This window comes from Gordonia aichiensis NBRC 108223, from assembly GCF_000332975.1.
GTDB lineage: Bacteria > Actinomycetota > Actinomycetes > Mycobacteriales > Mycobacteriaceae > Gordonia > Gordonia aichiensis.
This window is the reverse complement of the sequence record NZ_BANR01000026.1, coordinates 23,011-35,954: the sequence shown is the minus strand read 5'-3', so window position 1 is coordinate 35,954 and position 12,944 is coordinate 23,011. Positions and strand designations below refer to the sequence as shown.

Here is a 12,944-nt window from a genome sequence, read left to right as displayed (position 1 = left end):
CCCGTTCAGACCACCACCACCTTCTGACCTATTCGAGGAGATCCCACCCATGTTCAACGCTGTCGATGCGCCGCAGTCGATCCTGATCCTCGGTGGCAGCTCCGAGATCGGACTCGCCATCGCATCCGAGTTCCTCCAGCGCGGTCCCGCGCGCGTCATTCTCGCCGTCGTACCCGGTGATCCGACGGCGGATGCCGCGGCAGACACCATGCGCAGGGCAGGCGCGACGTCGGTCGAGCTCATCGACTACGACGCGACCAAGCCCGAAACCCATCCCGAGACCATCGAGAAGGCTTTCGCCGGAGGCGATGTCGACCTCACGATCGTCGCAGCGGGTGTGCAGTTCGACGACGAAGAGGTCTGGCAGGACCAGCGCAAGGCGGTCACGGAGGTCACGATCAACTACACCGCTGCGGTCAGCGTCGGAGTGCTGCTCGGTCAGAAGCTCAAGCACCAGGGTCGAGCACAGATCGTCGCGATGAGTTCGGTTGCAGGCGAGCGTGTTCGACGCAGCAACTTCGTCTACGGATCGTCGAAGGCGGGGCTCGACGGCTTCTACCTCGGCCTCGGCGAGGCGCTGGCCGACGACGGCGTGCACGTTCTCGTCGTCCGTCCCGGCCAGGTGCGGACCCGACTGTCGGCGAACGTCAAGGAAGCACCGCTCACGGTGAACAAGGACGTTGTTGCGAAGTCGGTGATCAAAGCCGTCGACGACAACAAGGAAATCGTCTGGGTGCCCGGCACGTTCCGCTACATCATGACGGTGCTCCGTCACGTCCCGCGCAAGGTCTTCCGCAAGCTGCCGGTGTAGCTCGACAGGCGTCGTACTCCATCATCGCCGTCCCGCTCGGCCGATCTGGCCGGCGGGACGGAGTTCGTCGGGGAGCATTCACGCCGCGTCGGAGCGCTCGCTGTGCGAACGCCATTCGCGCGCATACCCATTGACGATCTGCTGTCCGGTCGTGATGGCGATCGTTCGCATGATGTCGTCGGTTGCAGCCCTGACGCCGTCGGCACCGGTGTCGCGATACTGTTCGAGATCCACGGGTTCGAGGATCTCGATGCGCACCCTTCGCCTCCACCACGGCCGACTCCCGGGTCTGGTACCCGTGATCGCGACGGGTATCAATGGGGCACACGTCTCCATCGCGACCCGAACGGCCCCCGTCCGACCACGATAGAGCCGACCGTCGGGCGATCGCGTTCCCTCAGGGTGAATCCCCCACGCGCCGCCGTCGGCCAGGATCGACATTGCGGCGTCCAGTGCCGTCGACGACGCACTTCCCCCGCGACGGTCGACGTCGATCTGCCCCACCGCTCTGAAGAACATCCGTTGCGTCCATCCGAGAATGCCCGACCTGTCGAAATACTCACGCTTGGCGAGGAATGCCACATGACGGCGTGCGGCAAGCGTCAAATAGAACGAATCCAGCACCGCCAGATGGTTTGCGGCCAGGATCACCGGTCCGCGCCGGGGTATGTGCTCGCGCCCCGTCACCTGCGGGCGCCCGAGGAGGTACAGCACGGGACCGATCACAAGATGTCGGCATAGGCGATATACGACGGGAGTCCACAAAGACATAGACAGTGTCTACACCACATGGGAGACACTGTCTACGTGACAGTCGAAGACACCAGGGCTGCGCTCGTAAGCGCGGGCGTCGAGCTACTCGAGGAAACCGGTTCACCCGACGTCGGGCTACGCGCGATCGCGAGACGTGCGGGCGTCTCGCACGGCGCGCCCCGACGGTGGTTTCCAACGCATCGTCTACTTCTGGCAGCGATAGCCGAGGTGGGCCTGCACGACCTGGCCGACGAGCTCCGGTCATCGGCCAGTGCGTCCGACCACGACCTGGTGGAGATCGGACGCACCTACGTCGAGTTCGCGCGACGTCGACCCGCGATGTTCACACTGATCTTTCGTCACGACCTCCTCGAGGACTCCGGCGCAGACCTGCGGAGTTCGTCGCGCCCGCTCTTCGAGTGGCTGGTATCGATCGTCGAGAAATCGGGTGGCACAACCGAACCCGAGGCTGTAGCCGCATCCGTCTGGGTAGCGATACACGGCCTCGCAGTCCTGTCATCCACTGGCGCACTGGAATTGGCGATCCCGGGGGTCGACGTCGTCGACATGATTCGACGCGCCGCGCGCACCGGCGGCGGCTAGCTCGGACACCGATCTTCTTGGCGCACACCCCAACGCGTCGCACGCACCCCAGCGGGAAGTGGGGCGGTACGGGGCCTCGTGGGATGCGTACGCCCGGCAGGGCATGACGAGGGTGGTGAGGTCGCCGTCGTCTGCTGAGCGGAAGGTGGCCGGCTGGTCGGTCCCGCGCAGATCGATCATCAGGTCGTTGCCGAGGGTGTGACTCGCTGCCGGATACAGGGTCGTCAGCTCGAACCACAGCGTCACGTCGAGGCCCGATGCGGTCCCGCTGAGAGGTACGTCCGTGCCTGACAGCAGCAGGCTCGGTAGATGGTCCGTGATCCGCAGCCCGAGTATCTCCGGCGAGTGTTCCAGCGCCGTGAGCAGTTGCCGTGCATCGAGATTGAGGCGATGGGTCACTTCGGGGAGTGATCCCACCATGAGCCGGTAGTCGGGAAAGTCGTCGACGAGAAGGCGGCAGTGGCCAGTCGTGTCTGTCATGCGCACTGCGAGACTCCGCTCGCTCGCTTCCAGCCGCACCGTCGGGCTGCGACGGAGCCTCGATGTCAGGGCCCGGAGGTCGTCGCCGGCCAGCGTTCCTGCCCACGACGCAACCGGCGCTTCGCGGGGTACCAGAGTGCGCGTCGCAAGGCGGTACCTGTCGGTCGCGGTGAGTGAGATCGAGTCGGGAGAAGCCTCCAGACGAACACCGGCCAAGACCGGGGCCTCTGGATCCTGAACCGTGGTCGCCAGAATCTGGTCGACAGCCGCCGCGAAGTGCGGACCCGACACGATACCGAGGCTGACGGTGGCCTCCTGAGCGAGCGAGGCCTTGAGCGTCTCGGCGGTCTGCCGCGCTGCGTCGGCATCTGCGGCGATCGTGGACAGTTGGTCGTCGATCAGTCGAGCGGCTTCGGTTGCGCCGGCGGTGAAGAAGCGCGCGATCGTGGGCAGCGGCATACCGATGTCGCGGAGTTGGCGCAGCTGCGCGGCAGGCAGCAATTGGGACTCCCCGTATAACCGGTAGCCGGTCAGCGGGTCGACTCGTTCGGGACGAAGTAGGTCGGCGTCGTCGTAGAAGCGTAGTGCGCTTGCGGTCAGCCCGACGCGTTCTGCGAACGCACCGATCGGCATCAGTTTCGGATCAGTCACCCGACCATCGTGCGGCCTCAACCAACGTGAAGGTCAAGAGATTGTCAGACCTCGAATGTACGTTCTAGGTATGGCATCACACGAGCCTGGCGACAGCGGATTCACCGCCGACGAATCCGCCACGGCCAACGAATTCACTACGGCCGACGACTCCGCCACGGCCAACGAGTTCATGACCGCCGAGTACAACGCCGACGACTGTCTGGATGACGCCGCGACCGCGCGGACAGCCGCGCCCGCAGGCGTCGAGACGCTGCTGGCACAGTTGGCCGACGACGAGCGGCTCTACTCCCGCGAGCTCATCGAGGTACTCTTCCACACCAACGCACTCAAGGCCTGCGCCGACTACCGCATGCTGCAAGCGGCGATACTGCTGTACGAAGAGCGCGAAGCCGAATACCTCCAGCGCATCGACACCGAAATAGGCTCTGGCGAGATCCCCATCCCTGAAGGCTGCACCGATCCTGAACAACTCGCCGCACTCCTGACTCGCAACGGGCAGAATCCCTTGGCGCGCTTCGGGCCCGACGGCTTGACCACATCGATCGCCGAACTCGGCGCCACTCTGTGCCTGACACCCGCCCAGGCCAAGAGGGTGATCGAAACCGGTGCCGCCCTGCGCTACCGGGTACCCAAGACCGCTCAATTACTCGCCAGCGGACGCATCGATCTGACCCGCTTCCAGGAGATCGTCGCACGCACCGACAACGTTGACGACGCCCACCTCGACCCCGTCGACACCGCGCTCGCGACAGCCATCTCTGCACGAGAACCCATGTCGATGACCAGGTTTCGTACCATGGTCGAGGCCGTCATCGAACGCATCGATCCCGACGGCGCCGCCCGACGGCGGGCCACCGCCACCAGCCGCCGCTACCTCAGAATCCGTCCGCACCGCGACGAACCCGGTCAATCGCGGATCGACGGTCAGCTACCCGCCAGCGCCGCAGCCGTTCTCGACGCCCGCTTAGAGGCGATGATCGCCGACGTCCATACCGACGACCCGCGCACTCACGCCCAACAGCGCGCCGACGCACTCACCGCGCTCGCTCAGGGCCTGCCGACTCTGCCCTGCGACTGCCCGGACTGCCGCGCCATCCGCACCCAGACTGCGACTGAGACCGGGATTACGACTGAGACCGAGACCAACTCAGCCGACGAGTCAGCCGACACCAGCGACAACATCACTGCAGAACGCAGGGCGTCGAACCAGTCCCCGACAGACCCTGCTGCCCTAGCGCCGAGACCGATGTTCCACATCGTGATCAACCTGTCGACGGTCCTCGGCCACGACGACGATCCGGCCTTTCTCGACGGCCACGGACTCATCGACGCCGACACCGCCCGCACACTCCTCGCCGAAGCCCGGCGAAACCACATCCACCCCGACCACGAGAGCTCCGCCCGCGCAGCCCTGCGCTACCCCATCCCCAAGAAGCTCGCCGCCTTGGTCAAGGCCGGTGAACTGTGCTGTGTGTTCCCTGGTTGCACCAACAAGGTGTTCGCTGCCGACATCGACCACTGGGAACCGTTCAACCGCGCCCGGCCCGCCTCCGGCGGCCTGACGGTACGTCGGAACCTGCGGCCCCTGTGCCGCTTCCATCACCGCCACAAGACCTTCGCCGTCGGGTGGCGCGACCACCAGACACCCATGGGACGAGCGGTGTTCGTCTCCCCCGACGGCTACCACTTCTTCGGCAACGCCTACAGCGGTCGCGACCTCTTCCCCACCCTGGACGAACCCGACCGTTCACCCGACCCACGCATCCCCCGACGACTCACCACGGCCCACACAACGCGCATCCACCAAGCACGCGCCGACACGCGCGCCTGGCGCCTCGCCAACGACCACTACACCGGCGACCCGCCCTTCTGAGCCCGCTATACCGTGACGGCAGCCCCCGGAGACACTCACGGGGGCGCGACGTCGTGCCCGAAGCGTCGCGAGAGCCCTGCTAGAAATAGACGCGTGACGTCAACGCAGAGCCCGGCCATCGATGACTCCGGTCCACAGGTCTCCGGGGCTCCGCGGCAAGGGGCCAATCGGTACCTCCGTGCGTTGATCGACCTGGCCATTGCGGTGATCGTCGCCGCGATCGTCGCATTCGTCGGTCTCAAGGCCATCGACTCCGTGCAGTGGCCGGCGTTCAATTCGTCGAATGTCACCCGCTCCCTGACCACTGCAGGCCAGGTGGTGGCCGTGGTGATCCTCGTGATCGCCGCACTGCTCTACCGCTACGGCAAACCGCGTTGGCTCGTCACCCTGCTGTCGACGGCGGGGCTCTCCGGTCTGGTCACCGTCACGCTCGGCATGCCACTCGGGGCGACGCGGCTCTACCTGTCCGGACTCTCGGCCGACCAGCAGTTCCGGACCGAGTACCTGACCCGGCTGACCAGCAGTCCGCGGCTGGCGGACATGACCTACCTGGACCTGGCGCCGTACTATCCAGCCGGTTGGTTCTGGGGCGGCGGTCGCTATGCGTCGCTCGTGGGGATGCCCGGCTGGGAGGCGTACAAGCCGTGGGCGATCCTGTCGATGGCTGTCGCGGCAGCCATCGGTGTGGTGTTGTGGTCGCGCATGGTGCGCGCCGACCGGGGTACCGCAGCAGCACTCGCCGTCACCGTCGCCACGCTGATGTACGCGGGTCCCGAACCCTACGCGGCAGTCCTCATCCTGATCGGTGTCCCGATGCTGATCCCCATGCTCTACGGCCTGCGCGGCCGCTCGCGACATGCCGACGGCCCGACGTCGAATCTCCGTCACGGCACGAGTTGGCCCGCCGTCATCGCCACCGGCCTCGTCCTCGGCGTGAGCGCGACGTTCTACACGCTCTATACAGGTCTGTTCGCGGGCGTCGCCATCCTCATGGCGCTGGCGTTGATCGTGCAGGGCTGGGTCAATGCGTCGAACAAGGCGCTGCCGAAGGATGTCGTGTCGAACACCCGCCGTCGTACGACCCTGGCGATCATCGCCCGCCTGGTTGTGATGGGAGTGATCGCGGGTCTCGTCGCACTGATCGTCTGGGCGCCTTACCTTCTGGCGCGTGCGCGCAGCGAGCCCGCGAGCGGCGGAACGGCAGAACACTACCTGCCAGAACGCGGTTCGTTCCTGCCGTGGCCGATGTTCCACCTCAGCCTCGTCGGAGCGATCACGTTCATCGGCCTCGTCTGGATCGTGCTCCGCTTCCGTCAGCGCACCATCGCCGCAGCGCTGGGCACCACGGTGGTCGGCATCTACCTGATGAGCCTGCTCTCCATGCTGGCCACCGCCGCGGGGACCACACTGCTCGGATTCCGGCTCGAACCCATTCTCGTGGCAGTACTCGCCGCGGCCGGTGTGTTCGGCGTCGTCGAACTCGCACACTGGACGGTCGGCAGATTCGGCGACGTGCGCGTCGTGATCGGCGTGCTCGCCACTCTCGCAGCAATTGCTGTCGCACAGAGCATTCCGGCGTATCTCTCCAACGAGATCACCACCGCCTACACCGATACCGACGGGTACGGCGACCGTGCAGACAAGCGCCCGGCGGGCGCGGAATCGTACTACCCACAGCTCGACAAGCTCATCGGAGAGAAGACCGGTCGCCCGGCCACCGACAACGTCGTACTCACCGCCGACTACGGCTTCCTCTCGGTCTACCCGTACTGGGGCTTCCAGGGGTTGACCTCGCACTACGCAAATCCGTTGGCCGAGTTCGACAAACGAGCCGCCACGATCGAGACATGGTCCAAGGCGACGTCGGCCGACGATCTGGTCCATCAACTCGACACCGCACCGTGGACACCGCCGAACGTCTTTCTGTTCAGGTACTCGGCGGACGGCTACGCACTACGACTGGCGCAGGACGTATATCCCAACGACCCGAACGTGAAGCGCTACACCGTGACCTTCGACCCCAACCTGTTCAACGACCCCCGGTTCCAGGTGACCGACGTCGGACCGTTTGTCCTGGTGGTCCGCAGGTGAGCACCGTCGAGGTCAGCAGAGTCGACGCCGCGTCGTCGACCGCCTATCTGGTGCACACGGCTGCGGTGAATTGGGTCATCCTGCAGGATGATTCGGGTATCACCCTGATCGACGGCGGATACCCCGGGAACGTCGACGACGTGGTCGGATCGATCGAACAGATCGGCGCACATCCGTCCGATCTCCGTGCAGCCCTGCTCACGCACGCCCACGTCGACCACCTCGGCGGATTGCAGAAACTGTTGCAGCGCTTCGACTTCCCGGTGTACGCCGACCCCGACGAGGTCGCCCACGCCCAGCGCGAACATCTGCAGCAGGCGGGACCCCTCGACATCGCGGCAGTTGCCTGGCAACCGCGAGCCTGGCGGTGGCTGGCCATGGTCACACCGCTCGGCGTGCTGAGCCGCACCGGAATCGACACCGCACAGCCATTCACCGGCGACGGCGCGCTCGACCTTCCCGGCCGGCCGCGGCCGGTGAGCGCCCACGGCCACACCGATGGACACAGCGCATTTCTCGTCGCCGACGGCGAGGTACTGGTCTCCGGCGACGCACTGATCAGCGGCCATCCGCTCTCCGGACACCGCGGTCCGCAACTACTCCCGAGGTTCTTCAACCACGACGACGCGGCAACCCGGCGCAGCGTCGAGGCGTACACGCAGCTGAGGGCAACAGTGCTGTTCCCCGGCCACGGCCCGCGCCTCGACGGTCCCGTCGCGGATCTGGCCCGGGCGGCTCTCGCGCGCTGAGCGGCCCGTCGCCACGAAACCCGGTGCCGTCGGCCTCCGGGCCCTCAGGAGCGACCCCTCAGGAGCGGTCGATCGTTCCGTGGCCCCGTTGGCGTCGCACTCCCGAGAGCAGCGTCGCGGACTGTTCGGAAGCAGTCAGCCCCCCGGACTCCGCAGACTCCTCGGAGGTCGACTGGCTCGACAACCTTCCACGCGCGGCGAGGACATCCCGTGCCGTCGTGATCTCGCAGTTCCACCCCGCGGCGTCGAGCATCGACGCGATGTCGGCATCGCTGCGCCAGAGCGCGCGCACGTCGGCAAACGGGTCGTCGGCGGCGGGTGGCGCCTGCCTACCGGATCTGACGGTCACGCCGATCCGCGAGCCGGACTCCGCAGCAGCCGTAGCCCCCTCGATCACGCGCTTCACCATGTCATCCGACAGGTAGACGAACAGTCCCTCGGCAAGCCACGCCGACGGCAGGTCGACTCGAAAACCCTTGTCCTGCAGGGCTCGCAGCCAGTCGTCGGCGAGATCGGAGGCCACCACCCGACGGTCGACCGTCGGCTCGAGCCCCGACTGCGCGACCAGATCTCCCTTCACCTCGGTCACCGAGGGTCTCTCGACCTCGAACAGCGTCGCCTGCGAGCCGAGATCGAGCCGGAAACCGCGACCGTCCAATCCGGAGCCCAGGATCACGAACTGCGTGATGCCGTCGGCCACCGCAGCCTCGAAAACGTCGTCGAGAAACACCGTGCGCGCAACGATCCAGTGGTACATCGAGCGAATACCGGCCGACGCACCGCCCTTCTCGACGTCGCTGCCGGCAAGAGCACCCGACGGCGGCCGCACGCGTGCGATCGCCTCGGCGAGCGGATCACGGAAGAGCGCGTCATCCCTCGACGATTCCGCCGCCCGCGCCCACGTGACACCCAGCGCGGTCCGTCCGAGGTCGTCGAGATCAGCCATCAGTCGACGACCTCCACCAGGCGTCGAATCGCGAACTCGTAGCCACGGATGCCGCAGCCGATCACGATCCCGGACGCCAGCGGCGACACATAGGAGTGATGCCGGAACGCCTCACGCTGGTGCACGTTGCTGATGTGGACCTCGATGATCGGCACCTCCGGGATCACCAGCGCATCGGCCAAGGCCACCGACGTGTGCGTCCACGCCCCCGGATTGATGACGATCCCACTGATATTGCCGCGCGCCTCATGCAGCCAGTCGATCATCTGTCCCTCGTGATTGGTCTGCGCCGCCCGCAGGCCGTAGCCGAGTTCGCCCGCGGTACGTTCGGCGAGTTCGACGACGTCGGCCAGCGTCGCCGATCCGTACACCTCTGGCTGTCGGACACCCAGCGTGTTCAGATTCGGGCCGTTCAGCAACAGGATCGGTGCAGGTTCGCTCCCCGCGGCATCGGTCGACATAGGGCAAGCGTAGTCAGGCGATCCCCGGTACCGACCGCTACCGCGCCGACGCAACGCCGCAGGCACGAGCGCAATGCCCTTGGTCTCGGCCGAAGCGACTGCGGTTAGGATCACTGCTTGTGCCATCGCAGACCGTGAGACGAGCGAAACTCATCGCGATCGTCACCGGCCTGCTCGGATTCGTCCTCGCACTGGCCACACCGCTGATGCCGGTCACACAGACCACCGCGGAGATCGATTGGCCATCGACGTCCAACGTCGAATCCGTCTCGGCACCGCTCATCTCCTACGTCCCGATCGACCTGGACGTTTCCATCCCGTGCTCCGCGGCCGACCGACTCGGCACCGATGATTCTGTGCTGCTGTCGACAACGCCGAAGCAGGCGAGCAAGTCGCCTGAGCGCGGCTTGTTCATCCGACGCACCGGCAACCCGACGGATTCGCCGGACAAGCAGAGCATCGAAGTCATCGTCCGCAACGTGCCGCTGGTGTCGGCCACGCTCGCCGACATGCGCGCGCAGGGGTGCCGCGACATCGTCGTCCATGCCGATTCAGACGCGGTGACGGCCGAGTTCGTGGGCATGAGCGCACCGGCAGGTCAGTCAGGGTCGGGCGAGACCACGCTGATGGGAACCACCGAGGGTCGCGAGTCGCAGACCTACAGCTCCGACCAGCGGCCGCAGGTCACCGGGCTGTTCACCGATCTGTCCGGAGCGGCGTCGCAGCTTCCGGGCCTGCGCGCACACGTGACCATCGACTCCCGCTATTCGACAGCACCGACGATCCTCAAATGGCTCGTCCTCATCGTCGGCATCGTGTGCACCCTGCTCTCACTGTCGGCGCTCGCCGTGCTCGACTCCACCGACGGCCGCAAGCACCGTCGAATCTTCCCGGCGCGCTGGTGGCGGTTCAACGCCCGCGACTACGTGGTGATCGGCGCACTGATCGTCTGGCACTTCATCGGACCCAATACGTCCGATGACGGCTACCTGCTGACGATGTCGCGCGTCGCGCAGAACAGCGAGTACACCGCGAACTACTTCCGATGGTTCGGCGCCCCCGAAGCACCGTTCGGGTGGTACTACGAGGTATTCGGCCTGATGAGCCATATCTCGCTGGCCAGTCCGTGGGTGCGCATACCGGCACTGCTCTGCGGCATCGCGTCGTGGCTGATCGTCAGCCACGAGGTGCTGCCGCGACTGGGACGCGCGGCTATCAGCCGTCCCGTGGTCGGCTGGACCGCTGCGTTCGTCTTCCTGGCCTCGTGGTTCCCCTTCGACAATGGCCTGCGACCGGAACCGATCATCGCGCTCGGCGCCCTGCTGACCTGGTGTTCGGTCGAACGCGCGATCGCGACCGGACGCATGCTCCCGGCCGCGATCGCCTGTCTGATCGGGGCCTTCAGTCTCGCCGCCGGGCCGACGGGGCTGCTCGCCGTCGCCGCACTGATCGCAGGCGCCAGGCCGATCATCCTCGCCCTGATCAAACGCGCACGCGCCATCGGCGGCGGATTCTGGTCCTATGCGGCACTACTTGCCCCTGTTCTCGCCGCGGGCACATTCGTCATCTTCGTCGTGTTCTCGAACCTGACGCTGCGCGCCTTCTCCGATTCGTCGAAGATGAAGACCGCACTCGGCCCCTCTGCGCACTGGTACAACGAGATCGACCGGTACTCATCCCTGTTCGCGTTCTCGGCCGACGGTTCCATCGCACGACGCTTCGCCGTCCTGGCGATGATCCTCGGCATGGTGGTCTCGGCCGCTGTGCTGATCCGCAAATCGCGCATCCCCGGAACCGCTGTCGGACCTGCGCGACGCATCGTCGGCATCACGTTCGCCTCGCTGGTCTTCCTGATGTTCACCCCGACGAAGTGGACACACCACTTCGGTGTGTTCGCCGGACTCGCCGCAGCCCTGGCAGCGATCGCCGCCATCGCCGCGAGCAACAAGGCCATGCACTCGCGACGCAATCGCACGCTGTTCGCTGCACTCGTGCTGTTCATCGCCGGCCTGGCGTTCACCGCCCCCAACTCGTACTACTACGCCTCGGCCTGGGGAATGCCATGGGGCGTCGGCCAGGTCGACTTCGGATTCTCGCTCAGCAACGCGCTGCTCTACCTCTCGTTACTGCTGCTGTTGCTGGCACTGTGGTTCCACTTCCGCGAGCCGTTCACCGGAAGTGATCCACACGATCCGGATGTGCCGCACGACACGACAACGAACCGGCGGTGGTACCGCAGAGCATTCGACTCGGCAGCAGGTGCTCCGCTCGCGTATGTCGCCGCCGCCGTCGTGATCTTCGAACTCGTCACCGCGGGATTCGCAGCAGTCAACCAGTCGTCGTCGTTCTCGGTTCCACGCTCCAACATCGAGGCCCTCGCCGGTAAGCAGTGCGGCATGGCCGACAAGGTGTGGGTGGAGGACAACCCCAACGACCACATGCTCTCGCCCGTCGACCCAACCCTGCCCGACCCGCTCGCCGGACCGTCGACCGTCGCTCCGGACGCACCACGCCCCGCGACAACGGGTTTCGCGTCGAACAGTGTTCCCGAGGACCTCACCACCCAGGCAAGTGCGGGTTCGCTCGGGGTTCTCGCAGGCAACGCGACGTCGACCAACGACGTGCTGGTCGCCAACAGCGGCGGCACCGGCGGCGGCGAACTCGACACACCGGGAGTCAACGGCAGCCGCGCCCGTCTTCCGTTCATGCTCGACCCGGCACGCACCCCGGTCGAGGGCAGCTATTCGACGACCGATCAGGTTCCGGCGAAGCTGACGTCGGGGTGGTACGCACTGCCCGCGAACTACAAAGACCAACCACTGTTGACGTTCTCGGTCGCCGGACGCTACGACAACCCGAACCTGTTGTTGGAGTACACGACCGATCACATCACGTCGTCGACCCGCGACAGCGATCTCAAGGCGACCGGCGAGACCGAGATGATCGATCCGGGCCCACAACCGTCGTGGCGCAACGTGCGCATCACCACGTCGTCGCTCCCCGACGACCTCACCGCGGTACGCATCGTCGCCAACGACGACAACCTCTCGGCCGACCGCTTCATCGTGGTGACGCCACCGCGCCTACCCCACATGCAGACCCTGCAGGAGGTCGTGGGTAGCGAGGACCCAGTGCACGTCGACTGGACCTCGGGTCTGGTCTTTCCGTGCCAGCGGCCGTTCACCCACCACTACGGCGTCGCGGAGATCCCGAAGTGGCGCATCCGCCCCGGCGCCGATCTGGCCGCGGCCGTATCGGCGTGGCAGGACTCCTACGGCGGCGGTCCGCTCGGGTGGCTCGAGGTGTCGCAGAAACCCGACACCGTCGCCACCTACCTGCAGGACGACATCGGCCGCGACTGGGGAGCACTCGAGCGCTACCAGCCCTACGGGGATGTGACCACGCGCGCCCCCATCACCACCGGCACCGCGACACGCAGCGGGCTGTGGAGTCCCGCACCGATCAGGCACTGACCGCAGACGCGCCGAGCCGTCGGTGATGTGCGATCGCCTAACATCAGTGA

Annotated in this window: 10 protein-coding genes; 6 read left to right on the top strand and 4 right to left on the bottom strand. The window is 66.2% G+C overall.

Going from position 1 to position 12,944, the window contains the following annotated elements; genetic code table 11:
- The first annotated feature begins 49 nt into the window (after positions 1-49).
- A complete protein-coding gene (gene dprE2 / locus GOACH_RS19295; RefSeq protein ID WP_005178480.1) occupies positions 50-811 on the top strand; it encodes a decaprenylphospho-beta-D-erythro-pentofuranosid-2-ulose 2-reductase in 762 nt (253 codons plus the stop codon).
- A 78-nt stretch (positions 812-889) separates the two neighbouring features.
- On the opposite strand, the gene GOACH_RS19290 is transcribed toward dprE2, so the two are convergent.
- Positions 890-1,582, bottom strand: coding sequence for a lysophospholipid acyltransferase family protein (locus GOACH_RS19290; RefSeq protein WP_040519154.1), 693 nt, complete (start codon positions 1,580-1,582; stop codon positions 890-892).
- 36 nt (positions 1,583-1,618) lie between these two features.
- Between GOACH_RS19290 and GOACH_RS19285 the strand changes: the two genes are divergently transcribed.
- Positions 1,619-2,167 carry a TetR/AcrR family transcriptional regulator gene (locus GOACH_RS19285; RefSeq protein ID WP_040519191.1) on the top strand — a complete coding sequence of 183 codons (549 nt, stop codon included), beginning with the start codon at positions 1,619-1,621 and terminating at the stop codon, positions 2,165-2,167.
- Here the strand turns inward: GOACH_RS19285 and GOACH_RS19280 are convergent.
- A complete protein-coding gene (locus GOACH_RS19280; RefSeq protein ID WP_005178473.1) occupies positions 2,081-3,298 on the bottom strand; it encodes a DNA polymerase III subunit beta family protein in 1,218 nt (405 codons plus the stop codon). The two genes, GOACH_RS19285 and GOACH_RS19280, sit on opposite strands and share 87 nt — an antisense overlap.
- Positions 3,299-3,368: 70 nt before the next feature.
- On the opposite strand from GOACH_RS19280, the gene GOACH_RS19275 reads away from it, so the two are divergent.
- The 3 genes from GOACH_RS19275 to GOACH_RS19265 all read left to right on the top strand — a co-directional run bounded on the left by GOACH_RS19275 (position 3,369) and on the right by GOACH_RS19265 (position 8,014).
- The gene (locus GOACH_RS19275; protein WP_005178468.1) at positions 3,369-5,174 is read left to right on the top strand and encodes an HNH endonuclease signature motif containing protein; all 1,806 of its coding nucleotides are present in this window, start codon (positions 3,369-3,371) and stop codon (positions 5,172-5,174) included.
- A 93-nt stretch (positions 5,175-5,267) separates the two neighbouring features.
- Positions 5,268-7,265 (top strand): galactan 5-O-arabinofuranosyltransferase, encoded by a 1,998-nt coding sequence (locus tag GOACH_RS19270; protein WP_005178466.1) that lies wholly within the window; start codon positions 5,268-5,270, stop codon positions 7,263-7,265.
- A complete protein-coding gene (locus GOACH_RS19265) occupies positions 7,262-8,014 on the top strand; it encodes an MBL fold metallo-hydrolase (RefSeq protein ID WP_005178464.1) in 753 nt (250 codons plus the stop codon). Before GOACH_RS19270 ends, GOACH_RS19265 begins: the two co-directional genes overlap by 4 nt.
- 58 nt (positions 8,015-8,072) lie before the next feature.
- Here GOACH_RS19265 and GOACH_RS19260 read toward each other — a convergent pair whose 3' ends face one another.
- Together GOACH_RS19260 and aroQ are read right to left on the bottom strand one after the other, a co-directional pair.
- Positions 8,073-8,960 carry an SAM-dependent methyltransferase gene (locus tag GOACH_RS19260; protein WP_005178461.1) on the bottom strand — a complete coding sequence of 296 codons (888 nt, stop codon included), beginning with the start codon at positions 8,958-8,960 and terminating at the stop codon, positions 8,073-8,075.
- Complete coding sequence (gene aroQ, locus GOACH_RS19255; RefSeq protein ID WP_005178459.1) at positions 8,960-9,421, bottom strand: type II 3-dehydroquinate dehydratase; 462 nt, start codon at positions 9,419-9,421, stop codon at positions 8,960-8,962. The genes GOACH_RS19260 and aroQ overlap by 1 nt, the downstream gene beginning before the upstream one ends.
- Positions 9,422-9,540: 119 nt before the next feature.
- Between aroQ and GOACH_RS19250 the strand changes: the two genes are divergently transcribed.
- Positions 9,541-12,894, top strand: coding sequence for an arabinosyltransferase domain-containing protein (locus GOACH_RS19250; protein WP_005178456.1), 3,354 nt, complete (start codon positions 9,541-9,543; stop codon positions 12,892-12,894).
- Positions 12,895-12,944 lie beyond the last annotated feature (50 nt).